The sequence below is a fragment of the Bacillus sp. FSL K6-0073 genome (assembly GCF_038006085.1).
Lineage (GTDB): Bacteria > Bacillota > Bacilli > Bacillales > Bacillaceae_G > Bacillus_A > Bacillus_A cereus.
On sequence record NZ_JBBOUN010000001.1, the window covers coordinates 3,250,285 to 3,268,246 of the forward strand.

Here is a 17,962-nt window from a genome sequence, read left to right on the forward strand (position 1 = left end):
TTTCTTATGGATATTTCTTGACCCCTTATTAAAACACTCTCCGGTTTTTTGTCTATCTTTAAGAAATAAACTCTGCTTGTTTATTTCAAGTTCTTACATCGAGGATTTACCTTCTCCCAAAGCCAAACAAACAATTCAGATTACATGCCTATATCAAACTAAACATTCAATCTTTATCCAGTTTGTAAATAAAAAAGGACAATCAGCCCCATAATGGACTAACTATCCTATAAATTATTATCTAAATTCAATAAAGTGAAACTTTAATCAGCCCTCACCAATCGGGCTTTTACGGGCAGTTGATCCCCACCTAATTTCTTTGCTTCCGCTGAATTTTGAGGTGAGGGTCTTACTGCCCGGCAAATAGCGGGATAAAACTAGAACTTCTTTTCCTATGTATCATTATTTCGTAATTTCACCAAACTGCGCTCTCGTCACTTTCGCCAAGTCATCTACTTTAAGCTCAATTTGTATACCGATTTTCCCTCCACTTACAATAATCGTATTAAGTGATTGAGCACTTTCATCAATACATGTAGAAAATAGCTTTTTCATTCCGACTGGCGAACACCCACCGCGAATATATCCTGACACTTTCGTAATATCTTTAACGGGAATCATTTCAATTTTCTTTTCACTTACTGCTTTTGCGGCAGCTTTTAAATTTAGTTCCTCATCTACCGGAATAATAAACACATGATAATTTTTACTATTCCCTTGAGCGATTAACGTTTTATATACTTCTCTCACTTCTCGTCCAATTTTCTCGGCTACTGATACGCCATCAATTTTCCCATCGTCTGGATCATATGACATCATCGAATATTCAATTTTTTCTTTATCTAATATTCGCATCGCATTTGTTTTATCTTTTTTCATAACGTTCTCCTTAAAACTTTATTTCATATCATTAAGTTTTCCTTTATTATACACCCTTTTCCATTTCTCCTACATAACTTCACGTATTTTTCAAAACTAAAAATATTGATAATTCAAAAATCATCTGATATAATTTGGAAAAACTTATGTTAAGGAGAGATTTGTAATGCGAAATTTTAATACTTCTTTCCAACTTCATCATCATACGTAACGCCGTGTATCCGAAGAAAAATTTTTCTTCGTGGGTACAGGGCTTTTCCTGTTGACCCACGAAGCGTTCATAAAGCTATGTGGGTATTTTTATACCTGCATAGCTTTTTTTAATTTAAAAAAGGAGTGATTACAATGGAAATGAGAAATGTAAAAGGAACGAAAGACTATTTACCAGAGGAGCAAGTGCTGCGAAATAAAATTAAAAGAGCTTGTGAAGATACGTTTGAACGATACGGATGCAAATCTTTAGAAACGCCGACGTTAAATATGTATGAGGTTATGTCTTACAAGTACGGCGGTGGTGATGAAATATTAAAAGAAATATAAGGAAAACGTGAGCTCGCCTTACGATACGATTTAACTATTCCATTCGCAAAAGTCGTGGCAATGAACCAGAACATCCGCCTCCCTTTTAAACGTTATGAAATTGGGAAAGTATTTCGAGATGGGCCAATTAAACAAGGAAGATTTCGTGAATTTATACAATGCGACGTTGATATTGTCGGTGTAGAATCAGTCATGGCTGAAGCGGAACTCATGAGCATGGCGTTTGAGCTGTTCCGAACGTTAAACTTAGAGATAACGATCCAATATAATAACCGAAAATTGTTAAATGGTATTCTTCAGGCCATTAACATCCCTACTGAGTTAACAAGTGACGTAATTTTATCATTAGACAAAATTGAAAAGATTGGGATTGATGGTGTACGAAAAGATGTATTAGAGCGCGGAATTTCTGAAGAAATGGCTGATACGATATGTAATACTGTATTATCTTGTCTAAAGCTTACAATTGCTGACTTTAAAGAAACTTTCAATAACCAACTCGTTGCCGATGGCGTAAACGAATTACAACAATTACAGCAATATTTAATCGCTCTCGGAATAAATGAAAATACGATATTCAATCCGTTTTTAGCAAGAGGACTCACAATGTATACTGGCACCGTATATGAAATCTTTTTAAAAGATGGATCGATTACATCCAGCATCGGTAGCGGCGGTCGTTACGATAACATTATCGGAGCATTCCGTGGTGATAATATGAACTATCCAACAGTCGGTATTTCATTCGGTTTAGACGTTATTTATACAGCACTATCGCAGAAAGAAACAATCTCATCTACAGCGGATCTATTTATCATCCCGCTCGGGACAGAATTACAATGCTTACAAATTGCCCAGCAATTACGTTCCACCACTTCCTTAAAAGTCGAACTTGAACTAGCAGGACGCAAATTAAAACGCGCCCTTAATTATGCCAATAAAGAGAATATCCCTTATGTGCTTATTATTGGTGAAGAAGAACTTAGTACAGAAACCGTTATGCTAAGAAATATGAAGGAAGGTAGTGAGGTGAATGTCACCCTTTCTTCTTTAAGTAGTTATTTATAATACGAACCACCCTCGTTTGGGTGGTTTTTCTATTTTATAGATAATCAATAATTAGTTTACATAAAATAATTACAAGCTACTTAAAACTAAAAATATATAATATCCAATTACCTATTATTTTTGGTGATATATAGATATTAATTATTTTAAGAGGATTTATTTTGAAAGTCTACATACAAGAACTAAAGTGGACCACAGGGGCCTCTCACCTTTTATTACTTCCTTGTTATTATTTATTTCGGGGACTTGTTAACCTATATGAGATACCTTTACTACTATTGATTGCTTTACATATCACTACTTTTTTATTAGCTAAAAAGGGAGCCATGAATACGTACGCTAATTATATAGGTATTATCATTACTCTAGTTGCCTTCTTTCCTTATATAGAAATTCTTCTACATATTATAGCAGCCATTTTCCTTTTATTAGATGCTGCTTCTATGAATGCAAAAGAATTTTATGATTCATAGATGGATGAAATGAAACTTTAATCCATAGAGTTTTGAAATAGGTCAGCAAAAAGGATTTACTTTTTAAGTAAACCTTTTTTCATTTTTAATTACTTTCCTTACTCCAGAATAATAAAAGAATATTCTGTTTAATTTTTATAAATTTCTAAATATTTATAAAACATTCAAATTAACATACATTTTAGTTATGTAAAAAATCTAAGTTTTAAGGAGATGAATCCATGCTTAAAAAGTTGATAGCAGGTGCATTATTAACTGTTTCGTCGTTAACTGGAGGAGTGGGATTAGTATCAGCTAGTACCGAAAAGGATTATTCGATTTCCTCTTTCGAATATGTAACTGTAGATGAAAAGACTGTTGATTCGTTTAACAAATTGAGTGCTCCATCAAAGGAAGACATAAAAATAACATTAGTTCTACCGAAACAAAATCAAAATGGAGACTGGTTATCTTATGGATTTTCGAGCAAAGAAAGTTTAGAGTCTTTTATTGAAAAAGATAAACAAAGGTTGAATAATTCAATCACTCCCCTTGGTGTTGGTGGAAGCGGACCTGGTAGTACAGACTTCTATAAACACACAAATCAAGGTAGCGAGTATTTTTCTCTAAGTAGCGGTTATAAAAACTTGTCTGCTAGTTGGCAAAATCAAATTGTTTCTGTACGTACAGCATCCCCCACTGCTAGCTATTCAACAACGCTATGGGAACGTACTTCAACGGACGGATATGGAAAAGGTGTTGTTTTTAAACACGCTGATTGGTATGGTCAAATTGCAAACTTAAATAATTTTCCAACTTCAGCAGTTGAAGTTAAAAAGTAAAAAAATTTAAAAATAAAAGGTGTTTTCACGTATGAAAACACCTTTTATTTCTACAATTATTTCTTCTATAACAATTTCAACTCTTAACTATTATTTTTCGTGTTCCTACTCTCCAAAACTTTCTCCATATTATGAGTTGCCCATTCCATCATTAATAGAATCACTGGACGTAGTGATTCACCAAGCTCAGTTAACGAATATTCAACTTTAGGTGGCACTTCACGGTATACTTCACGATGTATAATGCCATCAGCTTCAAGTTCTCTCAGCTGAAGTGTTAACATTCTTTGTGTGATATTAGGTTTTAATCTTTTTAATTCATTAAACCTCTTTTTCCCATCTAATAAATGATACAAAATAACACCTTTCCATTTTCCACCAATCACCTCTACCATCGCTTCAACTGGACAAGAATATTTATTTAAAAATGGGTAATTTATATTATTTTCGTTTGGACAATCCATAATAAATCCCTTCCCTTAACATTAGTATCTTTTTTGATACTATACCACATAAATGTGCGTACTTGTATCTATGTTACTTTAAAAATATAATTTACTTACAAAATAAATTAACGAAAAGAGGAACTTTTATGACAAATACAAACGAAATTACAAAAGAGAAAATTATGGAGGCTTTTCATTTCAGACATGCATGTAAAGAGTTCGATCCTATGCACAAAATTTCAGAAGAGGATTTTAAATTCATTTTAGAAACAGGCAGATTATCTCCTTCTTCTTTTGGATATGAACCTTGGAAATTTATTGTCGTACAAAATAAAGAATTAAGAGAAAAACTACAACCGTATTCATGGGGCGCTGGTGGGCAACTTGCAACAGCAAGCCATTTCGTCATTGTTCTTTCAAGAAACATTAAAGATATGCATTATGATGCAGAGTATATTAAATATATGATGAACGATATTATTGGATTGCCTGAAGACACTCAAAAAATTAGATATGAATTCTTCAAAAAGTTCCAGGAAACAGATTTTAACTTATTACAATCCGATCGTACTGTATTTGATTGGGCATCTAAACAAACTTATATTGCTTTAGGTAATATGATGACGAGCGCAGCTCAAATCGGCATTGATTCTTGTCCGATAGAAGGATTCGATAAAGAGAAAGTAGACTCCTTACTTCGTCAAGAAGGCATTATACAAGGCGATAATCTTGAAGTATCAGTTATGGTTGCCTTTGGTTACCGTAAAGAAGATCCAAAACGTGATAAAACAAGACAGACTATGGATACAATTGTTGAATGGATTAAGTAATATAGCACACACAAATAATGCTCCTAATAGCTGGATACTTATACTAAAGAACTATTAGTCGTTTTTCTTATGTATGAATTTGGTTTTTCATGGAAAGATATGTTAGTATGTATACAGTTTGAGTGCTCTATTTTTAGAGTCGAACAGGAGGAGAATGAATATGTCTGATATTGAAGTTGGCGAAGTGTTTACTCTTAGTGATGAGAATAACGAAGAGCAAGAAGTAGAAGTACTTGGAGCGATGGATGTCGAAGGTGCAGAATATATTGCAGTTGCCTTTGTTGAAGATATCCAAACAGAAACTGAGGAAGACATTGATATTTTCTTTTTAAAAGTAGAAGAAGATAATGAGTTTTCATACATTGAAAATGATGAAGAGTTTGATAAAGTATCTGCTGCGTTTGAAAAGATTTTGGATGAGCAAGAGCAAGAATAGTATGAATGAAAAACACGAGGGCGGATGCATATCCGCCCTCGTGTTTTTATTCATCACTCATTCAGTGATTTATGCAGTAACTCCAGTACATCTTTCATCGCAAAAGGTCCATCTTTTTTAACATGCTCCGCAAATTCTGAAACGAGACGTAATGTTCTCACACTTTCGATTGGATGTTCTCCTGATGCACTTTCAGCTGAAAGCATAACTGCATTCGTCCCGTCCAGTACAGCTTGAAACACATCAGTCACCTCTGCCCTTGTTGGAATAGAATGATCTACCATAGATTGAAGCATTTGTGTTGCTGTAATGACATATGTATTCGTTCGATTACATTCCTGAATCATCATTTTCTGTAAAAGCGGAATGCATTGATACGGTAACTCTACTCCTAAATCGCCCCTTGCAATCATAATTCCATCTGCTTCTTTACATATATCTTGAAAATTCTCGATTGCTTCCATCGTTTCTATTTTTGCAATTACATTAGGTGACGTTTCTTTATACTGTTGTATAAATTCTCGTATTTCTTTTATATGACTAGGTTTTCTTACGAAAGAACACGCGATAAAATCAACATTCTCCTCTAAAAGAAACTGAATATCTTTTTTATCTTTCTCTGTAATAGCTGGTAAACGAACAGCCGCATCTGGTAAATTAACTCCTTTATGAGATGAGATATTGCCACCTGTTTTTACCTTCGTTTCTATTTTGTCCGTACTTATCTTTTCAACAATTAATTCAACTTCTCCATCATTAATTAAAATTCTACTGCCTACTTTCACATCATTCGGTATTCCTTCATAATCAACACTCGCTTCTGTATTACTCCCTGTAACTGGTTCTGTATGTAAAATAAAAGAATCTCCTGCCTGAAGTGTAATTTGCCCTCCCTTCACTTCACCTAATCTTATTTTAGGTCCTTGTACATCACCCAAAAATTTAATAGAGTCATCTAATGATTTCACTAAACGAATGATGTCTTTATGACTTTCATGCGTGCCATGCGATAAATTCAGTCGAACAATTTTCATACCATTCTTTATTAACTGCGCTAACGTTTCTTTATTATTACTTGCGGGTCCAATTGTACAAATTCGATCGATTGTCATTTTTGTTACCATCCTTTTCTTAATAAGGTTCCCATATGAACTTAAAAATAACAGAGATTCTGACATGAATAGATTTAAATTTACACGAATTTCATAAAGTTAAACCTGTATCCCTTGCTGGCTAAGCATTAGAAGATATATTCGCTTTTTTGCAAATGAAGACATGTTGAATCGAAAGTAAAAGAAAAGTTAAGTATGGGATAAACCATTGAGAGTTTCGAAATTTTCATATATTGTATGAATTGAGTTCGAACTCAAAAATTTAAAAAGGTGGGAAAATTAGTGAATATGAAAAAATCTTTATCGGTGACAACTTTAGGGTTAGCGGTTTTAGGTTTTGGTTTTACTAATAACGCAAGTGCTTCAGAGGTCGATGCTGTAGACAAGCAGCCCGTTTTAGTTGACTTTGATACAATTCAATCAACAAAAACATCTAGTGTTCCTAGTTTGACTGTTGCAGCTGCACCTAAGAATGACTCTAACATTAGCGTATATACTCCCTTTTTTGGTAACCCATATGCAGTTGCTAAATCGAAATCAACTACGACCGAAGACTATGTTTATGCAAAAGCAAGAACTTTCAATGGCGATGGCTCATTAGTAAATACGAAAAGTAATAGTGCAAAAAAATCATCCTTTGTAAGTGCTACAGCGGCCAACACAAGCATTTATTATGGAGATGATTACGCTATCGGTAACCATACCTATAAATTAAGTGGTTATAATGATGTGAATCACGAAACAAAAGCTTTCTGGTAAGAAAGAGAAAAAAGATATGCATCTTGCATATCTTTTTTCTCTAATATTTTACATATATTGAGGTGCTATTTATGAAACAAATATATATTATTAGCGGTGTTTTACTTATTTCATTACTTACAATTTATATTTTGTTCAATACTTCAATCATACAACCTCATCCACCTTCCATAGAAAATAAACGAGAGCAACAAACCAATACTATTTCTTACGGATTGAAGGATAATCAAGGCCAACATATTAACAATGGTAGTACAATTACTAGTGAGGATAATAAAATTAATGTAACATTATCATTCGTACATACTATTAATGAAAACCGAAAATATGGATTAATTGTTCTAGAAGATTACGAACAAAAACCTTTTAAAATAGAAGATACTACTAATGAAATATTACACTATTTTTTTGATATGAAACCAAACAGTTCAATTACTACGAAAATCTCTTTACACACTTCTCCTAATGCAAGTGAATTAACCTTTTTAATAATAAAAAAACCTGAATACAAATTAAAAGATAATAACTTAAATAAAGCAGCTATTTTAGAAGATATTCTAAGTATGCGATATTCAATGCATCCTCTTCAGAAAGAAAGCGAAAAAATAAAACTCTCCCTTATAGATCCAGATGCTATTTTAAAAGATGGTCTTTACGAACCATTATTTGTTACGAACCGTGAAGAGAATTTACAAACTGTCTTCTTTGAAAAGGAAGGCAAGCAATTAATTCTATCAAACGGTAATGAAACAAATGATGAAATGACTTACGCAATCGTGGCTTTTAAAGATTGGAAACAAGTTGAAATATTTAACAATAGAAAAGTTGTTTATACTAAGCTTGCACCTGAAACGAGACAAATCTTTAATTTCACATTGCCTTTAGTGGATCAGGAAAGTAATTTTCAACTCGTCGCTTTTCCATTTCCTTTTAAAGTTAGCGAAGAAGATTATATCAGTCAACAAGCATTCAGTTCCTTTCGCATCGTAATTGAAAATGAAAATGAAAATAAATAAGTTATACTGTGCACATTACAACAACCTAAAAAAAGCCTACTCACACGAGTAGGCTTTTGAAACTATGAAAGTTTCGTCAATAACTGATTTAAATCTTTTTTCGTTTTCGTCGTTAATGATTTCATTTTATTAATATCGATTTTTTCTTTCTCCGCTCCTACAATTAACGGATACATACTTTGACCGATTGTTTTAGAATCCGTCGGATGTGATGCTTCTAGCTCTTTTTCAATCACATCCCACTTTTCATTAATTTGTTTGCCAAGCTTATTCACTGTTTCCAATTTTGGATTAGCAGCTAACTGCTTGTCCAAGCTATCAATTAATGCTACAACTTCTTTAACGTTCGTTTTCACAGCAACACTTTTCTTCGGATCTTTCGTTGTCTTTCCGTTATTGTTTGTGCTTGTACTTGTGCTTGGATCTGCTGTTTTCCCGCTAGTCGTTTGATCATTCGTTTTTCCTGTCGTTTCTTTTTCTTTTGTTTTTACATTTTCGTTTTGAGTTGACGTTTTGCCGTTACTTTCTGTTCCTGATGATTCTTTCGTATTTTTTGCATCCTTATCTGTTTTTTCATTTGAAGAAGTATTTGTTTCTTTTTCAGTATCTTTCGTTGTTTTTGACGCTTCATCTGCACTTGTCGTTTTTGCTTCTCCATCATTTTGCGCAGTTACTTGCTCTTTCTTTTCCGTTTCTTTATCTACTGAAGGACTACAAGCTGCCATAGTAAGCATTGTACCAATTGTAATCGATGCGATAGCGACCTTTTTCATTTTCATATAAATCCCCCTATGTTTTACATAATTTATCCTCCCCTTTACGATTCGATTCCCCCTTAAAAAATCCCTTTTCATACGAATTATCATCTTTCCGACAGTAATCTTCATAATAATACGTACAAAAACTGATAAACTCATTTTAATATTCGAGTTTCTTCTACTTCATTTTTCTGCTCGCAAGTAAAAGAAAAAGAGTATATTGTCACATTAAGAATTACTATCTTCATATGACAATATACTCTTCTATCAAATTTTTATCTTTCTTGACATTTTATTTATACAAAAAAATAAAATTTTCTTTCGTTTTTTGTTTCTCAACATTTGTTAACATAATATTTTTATGAATAACCACCATTCGAGTGAATGACTTGCCCAGTAACCCATTTCGCTTCTTCACTTACTAAAAAAGAAATTAAGCGCGCAGCATCCACCGGTTCTCCTACTTTACCTTGCGGGAATTTCCATACTAAATGATGCTTCAGCTCCTCTGTAATCCATCCTGTATTCGTCGGTCCTGGATCTACAGCATTCACTGTAATCCCCTTCTCCATTGCAACTGGTGCTACTGACTTTGTAAATGCTTCGATTGCCCCTTTCGTTGCTGCATATGCTAGTTCATCTGGCATTGGGCCTACTGACTGTCCTGAAGTAAGATTAATAATACTCCCGCCCGTTTTAAGTGAATAATGTTTTATAAACAATGAACTTAATAGCATAGTAGCCCGAACATTAACTGTATAATGTTTATCCAACTGCTCTACATCTAATTCCTCAATCCTCGTATGAGTAGAATATACTGCATTATTAACTAGAATAGATGGATCACCTAACCGTTCTGATACCATATAAAACAAACGATTTGGCGAATAAGACTGCGATAAATTGATTTTTGCCATTTCACATCGAACATCGTAACTTTCAATTTCCTTTTTCAGCAAAAAGGGTTCTTGATCACTCATTCCCCATGGCATCGCTTTATCATACTTTGGCCAGTACGTGAAAAAAATGTCTATCCCCTTTTGAGCAAGCACCTTGCATACAGCTGCACCAATTCCATTCAGACGAGTTGCCCCTGTTACAATTGCTATTTTCTTCACCTTTTTCTCCTCCATCTATACACAGATCCCCTGCATGAATGCAGAGGATCTATCTTCTTATTGAATATTTGACAGTATACGTTCAGCACCTAATTTTAACATTTTAATAAAGATATAATTTACAATTGTAAACATTACAAATAAAACGATAAACATAATCCAAAGTCCTACTTGAAGGAAGAAGTATAATACACTTACTCCCCCCACAATAATTAAAGCTATTAAAATATTAGCCAAAAAATTCCACAAAGTTGTATATCGACTTTTAAATAATTTCTGCTCTGTATCCCAATGAATATCTGCAGTTTGTGCGTCCCAGCGTGTTCCGATTAAATTAATTAATAACAACCCGTTCGCACTTAGTAAAAACCACAGTATCATAAAGACTGGAGAAATCCCAGCTACAACTGCCATCGTAATACCGAATACTGCTAAAATGATCACATTAATTAACCAAGCAGTGATTGCTTTCGCAAAAAAGATATCCGAAGCCTTTACTGGTAAATAACGATTCACAAACCAAGAGCTTCCATCTCGCGAAAATGACGTTGTTGCAATGACGTTACTACCCATTAAAAATAACGATGCACAAAGGCCAACACCAATTGCAAATCCCGTTGTCTCTGGATTGTTAATATACTCTGTAATAAACTTTAAATTCCCATCTTGCACAAATAAAATAAAGAACAACATAATTGGCATAACGAAAGTTTGTACAATGCAATTTAAGAAAAATTGTGGTGTACGGAATAACGTTTTAAATTCTTTTTTCACATACGCTTTTAAATGAGAACTTTGCACTGTTGATTTCTGTAAACCTTCCGCCGAAATAACTTGTTTCTTTGCTGTACTCGTTGAAAGTCCAATAACTCCTTTTAAATATGTACGCTCTGCAATGTAATAAAACAACACAAAGAAGACAAATGAAATAACTGCAAAGATTATTACATATAAAGGACCTTTCCAATTTGCATTTTCTACTAATGCCACTGCTCCAAAATATGTAGTTGGAAAATAATTTGTCATTTGTACTAAAAGAGAAGATTGATTATTTACAAGGTATTCCGCAGCCCCGTCTCCAGAAAACGCACTTTTATTTCTCCACTGCATAAATACGTTAATTCCTACAATAAATAATATACTTACGATTCCAATAAATATATTTCCTCGATCTTTATTTTTCGCTATATTTGTATACCTCATAATAATTGTCATCAGTAACGAAGCTAATACTAACGGCACGATTGGGAAGAGTAAGTAAATAAAAATCATATATATGTAATATGTAATAAATGCGCCACTTTTTAAACCGTACGTAATGAAGATTGGTAATAAAATGAATGAACTCATTACGTATTGTGTAATTAATACCGTTAAAAATTTTGCCGAAATAATTTGCGCTGGTTTTAATGGTAACGGCAATAACATTTCAATGTCATTACTATAGTAAAATACAGTTAAAATGTTCGTGATACTCATTAAAAATACCCATATACTAGCAATCGCAAGTCCCATTGCAATAATCATTCCCGGCCCTTGCCCTAATTGTTTCAGACCTTCATACATTCCGTGCGTCATCGAACCAAATATTAAAAAGCCAACAAATAAAATAGCTGCAAATGAAAATAAATACGCCCATCGCTTCTTCTTATCTGTTATAAAATCTGCATAATTTAACTTTAATAGTACCTTCGTTAACGTCCAAATTTTACTCATTTCCCGTCATCTCCAAGAACATTTTTTCAAGTGATTCATTGGATTTAAAATGATCTCTCATCTCATCTAAATTTCCTTTAAACTGCAAATTCCCCTTATTAATAATAGCAACCCGGTCACATATTTTTTCCGCTACTTCTAATACGTGTGTAGAGAAAAATACAATCTTTCCTTTATCCGCATGCTCTCTCATCATTTCTTTTAAAATATATGCAGATTTTGGATCAAGCCCAGTTAATGGTTCATCTAAAATCCATACATCTGGCTCATGTACGAGCACACCAATAATAACGATTTTTTGTCTCATACCGTGCGAATAACTTTGAATTTGATCAGATAATGCATTATAAAGATCAAACTTCTTCGCTAAAGACTCTATTCGTTCTTGTCGTACTTCTTTCGGCACTTCATACATATCAGCCATAAAGTTTAAATATTCAATTCCTTTTAAACGTAAAAACATATCTGGACTATCTGGTACATAACCAAACGTCTTCTTCGCTTCCATCGGCTCTTCCATAATATTTTTTCCGTTAATCGTAATAGTCCCTTTGTCTACCCCGTGAATACCAGTAATCATCTTAATTGTCGTTGATTTACCCGCACCATTCGGTCCTAAAAATCCAAAGATTTCGCCGCTAGGCACAGATAAACTTAAGTCTTTTACTGCATAGGTAGACCCATTATAACTTTTTGACACATTCGTAATTTCAATCATTCCATCCAATCCTTTCCTTAATTACCAAATAACTATATTGATATTATAGCATACTTCTATTTTAAGATTTTTACATTTTTCAGTTTATTTAACCTTTAAAATAAATATACACCCCTAATCCAACAACTAAAACGACAGCTAGTATAATATAAATCATTGTTAAGCGTTTAATATTCCCCTTTGTCGCTTTGCTATAATTTGCATCACCATTCCGCCCAATTAAAACCGTCGCAATGACAGTAATCACTACAAGTAATACAACGATCATGATCCAAGTTAGCATTTCTTCCTCCCCCTCCTTACAACCATTTTACAATATTATCCTCTTTATTTCGCAGCATATTTCCTCTTTTTACTATTATTATGAAGCAAACTGGAAAACTATTATTACCATTCCTATCCAATTGTGATATATTTATAACATAACGTGACTTATTTCTAACAACACAAGGAGGACCTATCATGAAAACAACTTGGATAAAATATTTAGGATTTCTCGGTTTCTTCGGTTTCCTCGGATTTTTTTATGAAAAAGGATTGTTTACTATGTTCTGTTTCTTCTCCTTTTTCACATCGTATAGAACGGTTCAACACGATGAACTGTTTGAACAAATCGTTAATAAATCGTGCCGTAATGCTTTTATCTTTACGTTACTAACTACCGCTATCATTATGTTCATTGAAATGTTATTTCCAAACCCGGCGCTACAAGAAATTGATATCGCTCTTATTTTCGGCACACTCATTCTTACGTTCGGTTTTTCTATGTTCTTTTATGATAAACCTGTTGATGAAATGGAAGATGCACCATGGCGTTCGTAACGAGGATAAAAGAATACCGCGCCAAATTGAACATGACACAAGAAGATTTAGCAAAGAGCGTTGGTGTGCGACGTGAAACAATTAGTCATCTCGAAAAAGGTAAATACAATCCTTCCTTACAACTTGCTCACGATATAGCGAAGGCACTACATAGTAAGATTGATGAGATTTTTATTTTTGAGGATTGATTAAAGGCGTCCAGTCACAAGAATCACATAAAAAAATACCGTCATTCTTTCCAAGAAGAATGACGGTATTTCTCATTGATTATCCATATAAAATCGCATGAAATACGCCTAATAGTAAGTATTGATCCTGCATGTAATCTTCATCATATACATTCATCTCAATGTAATACATATCTTCCTCAAGACGAATATTCCAATCTGCAATTACATAGCCTTTTCGTAATAACTTTCCCATTCCAAATGAAGTTTTATGAACAACATATTCTTCTGCCCTATATGTAAAGGTAAATAAGAAATTTGCATCCAATAACTTTCCGTCACATACAAGTATTTCATGCTCTGCATCATGATTATCGATGTACGTTACTAAAATCCTTCTTTGGCGCTGTCTACTTACATCCTTTGCAATGACGCGAATATTGTCCTTACTATCCTTTATTTCATAAATAATATTACTACCAATTTTCGGAATAAAATCCAGCACTCTCATCAACATATTTTTATAATAGCCTCGTACTACGCCTACTTGCTCACTTCCATTATAAACCTCTATCGGCGTCGTATCTGCTTTGCTATCACACGGTCGTTTGTAAGAGAGCTGCATCATTCGCTCTCTTCTTAAGTACTGATCAAACGTCACAGGATATTCTATCATGCGCAGTTCTTTATTTAGCTCATACAAATAGCTTTGAACACTCTCTATTAATGTTGTAGTAGCTATACGCTCTTGAATTTCAAATTCTTGCCAACTGGAAGAAACATTCCATTGATTATGATCCTCTTCATAGAAGAAACCAAGAATTACCTCTTCACGGTCAGCCGTTTCATATTTCATAGGCACGTTCTGCCCATGTTGAACTTGTTCCATCCACTGACCTAAATAAATACCCAGCTCTGCAACCTTCATACATGATTTTTGAAAAAATACGCTGTCACTCGCGCAAATCGTTACATCTCCTTCGATAAAACCCTTTGAATAAGCATCATACCGTGGCTCATCCTTCTGCGGGATACTCTTATCTAACTCAAATAAAAACGTTAACATCCTTTATTCACCTCTAGTTGTTACACTAATCATACATGACATCGCATCACTCTGAGAAACTATTTATATACGCATATTTAATTCACGTATTATAACACGTGAATGATCTTGTATAGTAGCGCTATTTTTTGTTCTATATCTTAGTATACGAATTTACATGAGCGATTTTTCAACTATATCTATCGCAACTTACAATATATCAACGATTTTTTCAATATATCGATTTTTCGACAAATATCAGCACAATTAAAATGAAGCTACCTTTTCTTCCGCCACTTCTACAATTTCTAAAATTTGTAGAATACTCTCCACTTCATAAGTCGGGTTAACATCTGTCCCGTTTTCTTTCAAACTCGGATTATACCAACACGTATCAATGCCGTAATCTTCTCCGCCTTTCATATCAGAAGTTAACGAATCTCCAACCATTAGTACACTTGATTTATCAGTAATCCCAAACTTTTCAAACGCATAATCAAAAATCTCACGCGCTGGTTTTTGATGACCAACTTCTTCAGAAATAATAATGTGATCAAAGAAATTACATAAAGGCGAATTTCCGATTCTTGATTGTTGCACCTTCGTATATCCATTCGTAATAATACCTAACTTGCAATCTTGAAGATTTTCACATAATTGTACTGCGCCTTCTATAAGATGTACTTCCTTCCCTAAATTTTCAAGGTATACATCACTAAATTGCTGCGCATCTACGGCTATATTATGAAGTGCAAATAATTGTCTAAATCGCTCTACGGCTAATTCACTTAGCGTAATCATTTTATTTTCTAAATCTCTCCATAATCCATTACTAATCTCTTTATAACTTGCAAGATGATCATTATACCCTGTAGGCATGCCAAACTGTACAAACGCATTATGTAATGCGTGTCTTTCCGTTTCAGGGAAATCTAATAATGTATCGTCTACGTCGAATAATATAAATTTGTATTTCATGATGTTCTCCTCAATTCCTATTTTAAAAGCTTCGTTCTCATTGCTTATAAGTTTATATATATGTCGCGATGAAGCGCTTTAACCCGCTCTTTATAGAATACACCTTTATCTTTTATTTTCAAATGTGCTATAAATAAATTTGCTAGCATGACTGCTGTATCTAGTCTATAAAATAAACTAACAATATGAGGAGTAACATTAAAGATACTATCATTCTTATATCCATCTTTAAATTCATCCCAACTAACCTCATTTGTTTCAGCTATTCTCATAAGCTCCAGCAATGGATGACCAATTAAAGCATTATCCCAATCAACTATTGCTTTAACTTCTCCATTATACCCGATTAAATTGGCTGGTCGAATGTCCATATGTAATAAACATTTTACATGATCTGCTGTACTAAGAATATATTCAATTGTTTTTGTATCCGGAAGATTAATTTTGCAGTTCGTGATTGTATTAAACCCTTCTATCCGTTTCACAATTCGTTCTGCTATATACTTACTAATGGGCTCTCTAATATTTTGTTTGTAATACAAACCATCAATTGGCATACTATGAAGATTGCTCACTAACTCCCCTATTTTGCATGCGGAAATTGGCATATGATCAGCATACACACAATCCGAAATTAAAAAATCAAGTTCGGTTGAAAGATGCAATCCGTGTATCCTTGGTACTGGAATACCTTTTGAATGACAATACTTAGACAGCTCCGCTTCCTTTTGCAACGAAATCCGACTGTTAAATAAGTCTTCATTTATATTTTCCACTTCTCTTTCCCACGGTACTCGAAATGCCAAAGACCCCTTTTCTGAATCTCCTTGAAAAACAATATTTTGCACTCCCGTTCCAATCACCTTTAAATCTTGAATAGCTAGTTCCTTATACTCTTGACTTAGTATTGTTGCCAGCTTCTCTCTTAACCCCTCTGCTTTTACACGTGTATGAATCATTTTATCCCCCGATTCTTAAGTTCTTTTCATCCATTTTCTCCTCTGTGCACAACATCCTCATTAACAAAATTATAGCAACAATAGTAAAAGGAGGCTAATCCGCTCAGCCTCCTTCTCATTATTAATCTTCTAGCAATAACTCTTTCATTTCCTCTAACGACTCTTTCGTAAAGCCAAGAGCTTTTTCAGCGTATGCTTCAACTGATCCGTATTGCTTTTGAATTTCACCAATCGCAGCTTGCAAGTATTCAGCACGTGCTTCAAACATTGCACCTAATATCGCTCTGCTCTCATCGTTTTGTAATTTCGCACCTAAAAAGGCCATCATTTTTTCATTTAGCTTTTCACGGAATCCGTTACTTAGTAAGTAGTCTTCCATTACTGTTTTTTCTGGTACACCTAGTAAAAGTAGTAATAATGCTGAACCAAATCCAGTACGATCTTTTCCAGCTGTACAGTGGTTTACTAACGGTAAGTTTTCCGGGTTTTGCGCTAAGTTTAAGAAGCTCACGAATGCCTCGTTACCACTTACGAAATCTTGATTCATTTTCACAAGATACTCACCTGGTTTTCCTAACATAGAAAGGTCACCAACTTGGAAAAACTCATTTATATTTAAGTCTTTCGCTAAGTCTTGCATAACTGGTAAGCACACTTGACGAGCACCCGTAATTTCTGGATTCGGCTTATGCTTCACTTCAAAGTCTGTACGGTAATCGCAAATTAACTTTAAACCAGACTTTTGTAAATAGGCAATATCCCATTCAGTTAGCCCTGCTAATTCTTCAGAGCGGTATAATTTGCCCCATTTTACTTTACGGCCTTCAGTCGTTTCATATCCTCCCATATCACGGAAGTTAAACGCACCTTGTAATGGCAATCTACGCTCGGCTACTGTTACTGCTTGTCCATTACTTCCTACTAATCTAAAATATGGACGTTCATTTTCACTTGGGTTTTCAATTGTATATGATAATTCCCCATTTACTGTTGCAAGTAATTCTCCATTTTCTTCAATATGATCTGGTGAAGTACTCCAATAAATACGAACTTCTTCTATATTATTTTCCCACTTTATTTGTAACGTATTATCTTTATTTCTTTCTACAGTTGCTTGTAACCAATTTCTTTGCTGTCCCATTCTTTCACCAACGCTTTCTCATATAATCAAATCTCACCCTATTGTATTATACAAATATCTACTTTGTCGTTCTCATTTTTCTTTTTATCTTACAAACAGGCGAAAAGTTCTTTTACTTGTTCAAAATTTGTACAAGGGTTCTCACTAAATGTGTCCCAGA

The 17,962-nt window shown here is 33.9% G+C and carries 20 protein-coding genes and 1 pseudogene; 9 read left to right on the plus strand and 12 right to left on the minus strand.

Features of this window, described 5'->3' with window-relative positions:
• Positions 1-402 precede the first annotated feature (402 nt).
• A complete protein-coding gene (gene ybaK / locus MHB52_RS16915; protein WP_000710862.1) occupies positions 403-879 on the minus strand; it encodes a Cys-tRNA(Pro) deacylase in 477 nt (158 codons plus the stop codon).
• A 345-nt stretch (positions 880-1,224) separates the two neighbouring features.
• Between ybaK and MHB52_RS16920 the strand changes: the two are divergent.
• The 3 genes and pseudogenes from MHB52_RS16920 (at position 1,225) to MHB52_RS16930 (ending at position 3,781) form a co-directional block, all read left to right on the plus strand.
• Positions 1,225-2,487, plus strand: a pseudogene (locus MHB52_RS16920) (histidine--tRNA ligase).
• A gap of 161 nt (positions 2,488-2,648) precedes the next feature.
• On the plus strand, positions 2,649-2,960 hold the full coding sequence (locus MHB52_RS16925; RefSeq protein WP_016118314.1) for a hypothetical protein: 312 nt from the start codon (positions 2,649-2,651) through the stop codon (positions 2,958-2,960).
• Between the two features lie 221 nt (positions 2,961-3,181).
• The gene (locus MHB52_RS16930) at positions 3,182-3,781 is read left to right on the plus strand and encodes a hypothetical protein (RefSeq protein ID WP_000914243.1); all 600 of its coding nucleotides are present in this window, start codon (positions 3,182-3,184) and stop codon (positions 3,779-3,781) included.
• An 83-nt stretch (positions 3,782-3,864) separates the two neighbouring features.
• Here MHB52_RS16930 and MHB52_RS16935 read toward each other — a convergent pair whose 3' ends face one another.
• The gene (locus MHB52_RS16935) at positions 3,865-4,245 is read right to left on the minus strand and encodes a winged helix-turn-helix transcriptional regulator (RefSeq protein WP_000340574.1); all 381 of its coding nucleotides are present in this window, start codon (positions 4,243-4,245) and stop codon (positions 3,865-3,867) included.
• A gap of 128 nt (positions 4,246-4,373) precedes the next feature.
• Here MHB52_RS16935 and MHB52_RS16940 point away from each other — a divergent pair, with 128 nt between their 5' ends.
• The gene (locus MHB52_RS16940; RefSeq protein ID WP_000185718.1) at positions 4,374-5,057 is read left to right on the plus strand and encodes an NAD(P)H-dependent oxidoreductase; all 684 of its coding nucleotides are present in this window, start codon (positions 4,374-4,376) and stop codon (positions 5,055-5,057) included.
• A 154-nt stretch (positions 5,058-5,211) separates the two neighbouring features.
• Positions 5,212-5,493 (plus strand): DUF1292 domain-containing protein, encoded by a 282-nt coding sequence (locus MHB52_RS16945; protein WP_002005464.1) that lies wholly within the window; start codon positions 5,212-5,214, stop codon positions 5,491-5,493.
• A gap of 53 nt (positions 5,494-5,546) precedes the next feature.
• On the opposite strand, the gene MHB52_RS16950 is transcribed toward MHB52_RS16945, so the two are convergent.
• Positions 5,547-6,605 (minus strand): pyruvate kinase, encoded by a 1,059-nt coding sequence (locus tag MHB52_RS16950; RefSeq protein ID WP_061663344.1) that lies wholly within the window; start codon positions 6,603-6,605, stop codon positions 5,547-5,549.
• 282 nt (positions 6,606-6,887) lie between these two features.
• On the opposite strand from MHB52_RS16950, the gene MHB52_RS16955 reads away from it, so the two are divergent.
• Both MHB52_RS16955 and MHB52_RS16960 read left to right on the plus strand, forming a co-directional pair.
• A complete protein-coding gene (locus MHB52_RS16955; RefSeq protein WP_061663342.1) occupies positions 6,888-7,364 on the plus strand; it encodes a hypothetical protein in 477 nt (158 codons plus the stop codon).
• A gap of 71 nt (positions 7,365-7,435) precedes the next feature.
• The gene (locus MHB52_RS16960) at positions 7,436-8,380 is read left to right on the plus strand and encodes a hypothetical protein (protein ID WP_061663339.1); all 945 of its coding nucleotides are present in this window, start codon (positions 7,436-7,438) and stop codon (positions 8,378-8,380) included.
• A 62-nt stretch (positions 8,381-8,442) separates the two neighbouring features.
• Here the strand turns inward: MHB52_RS16960 and MHB52_RS16965 are convergent, their stop codons facing one another.
• The 5 genes from MHB52_RS16965 to MHB52_RS16985 form a co-directional block, all read right to left on the minus strand.
• Positions 8,443-9,159, minus strand: a complete 717-nt coding sequence (locus tag MHB52_RS16965; protein WP_000782565.1) for a hypothetical protein — start codon at positions 9,157-9,159, stop codon at positions 8,443-8,445.
• A 338-nt stretch (positions 9,160-9,497) separates the two neighbouring features.
• A complete protein-coding gene (locus MHB52_RS16970; RefSeq protein WP_061663363.1) occupies positions 9,498-10,256 on the minus strand; it encodes an SDR family oxidoreductase in 759 nt (252 codons plus the stop codon).
• A 57-nt stretch (positions 10,257-10,313) separates the two neighbouring features.
• The gene (locus MHB52_RS16975; RefSeq protein ID WP_061663337.1) at positions 10,314-11,972 is read right to left on the minus strand and encodes a putative ABC transporter permease subunit; all 1,659 of its coding nucleotides are present in this window, start codon (positions 11,970-11,972) and stop codon (positions 10,314-10,316) included.
• Positions 11,965-12,690 (minus strand): ABC transporter ATP-binding protein, encoded by a 726-nt coding sequence (locus tag MHB52_RS16980; protein ID WP_000570204.1) that lies wholly within the window; start codon positions 12,688-12,690, stop codon positions 11,965-11,967. The genes MHB52_RS16975 and MHB52_RS16980 overlap by 8 nt, the downstream gene beginning before the upstream one ends.
• Positions 12,691-12,778: 88 nt before the next feature.
• A complete protein-coding gene (locus tag MHB52_RS16985; RefSeq protein ID WP_000958863.1) occupies positions 12,779-12,973 on the minus strand; it encodes a hypothetical protein in 195 nt (64 codons plus the stop codon).
• A gap of 179 nt (positions 12,974-13,152) precedes the next feature.
• Between MHB52_RS16985 and MHB52_RS16990 the strand changes: the two genes are divergently transcribed.
• Both MHB52_RS16990 and MHB52_RS16995 read left to right on the plus strand, forming a co-directional pair.
• Positions 13,153-13,512, plus strand: a complete 360-nt coding sequence (locus tag MHB52_RS16990; RefSeq protein ID WP_000859205.1) for a DUF3796 domain-containing protein — start codon at positions 13,153-13,155, stop codon at positions 13,510-13,512.
• The gene (locus tag MHB52_RS16995; RefSeq protein ID WP_000896322.1) at positions 13,500-13,700 is read left to right on the plus strand and encodes a helix-turn-helix transcriptional regulator; all 201 of its coding nucleotides are present in this window, start codon (positions 13,500-13,502) and stop codon (positions 13,698-13,700) included. The genes MHB52_RS16990 and MHB52_RS16995 overlap by 13 nt, the downstream gene beginning before the upstream one ends.
• Positions 13,701-13,779: 79 nt before the next feature.
• Here MHB52_RS16995 and MHB52_RS17000 read toward each other — a convergent pair whose 3' ends face one another.
• The 4 genes from MHB52_RS17000 to MHB52_RS17015 form a co-directional block, all read right to left on the minus strand.
• Positions 13,780-14,745: a tubby C-terminal domain-like protein gene (locus MHB52_RS17000; RefSeq protein ID WP_016118320.1), complete on the minus strand. Its 966-nt coding sequence runs from the start codon at positions 14,743-14,745 to the stop codon at positions 13,780-13,782.
• Between the two features lie 246 nt (positions 14,746-14,991).
• Positions 14,992-15,702, minus strand: coding sequence for a YjjG family noncanonical pyrimidine nucleotidase (locus MHB52_RS17005; RefSeq protein ID WP_000875415.1), 711 nt, complete (start codon positions 15,700-15,702; stop codon positions 14,992-14,994).
• A 44-nt stretch (positions 15,703-15,746) separates the two neighbouring features.
• Positions 15,747-16,661: a phosphotransferase family protein gene (locus MHB52_RS17010; RefSeq protein ID WP_000582027.1), complete on the minus strand. Its 915-nt coding sequence runs from the start codon at positions 16,659-16,661 to the stop codon at positions 15,747-15,749.
• A gap of 121 nt (positions 16,662-16,782) precedes the next feature.
• Positions 16,783-17,802, minus strand: coding sequence for a tyrosine-protein phosphatase (locus MHB52_RS17015; protein ID WP_000531496.1), 1,020 nt, complete (start codon positions 17,800-17,802; stop codon positions 16,783-16,785).
• Positions 17,803-17,962 lie beyond the last annotated feature (160 nt).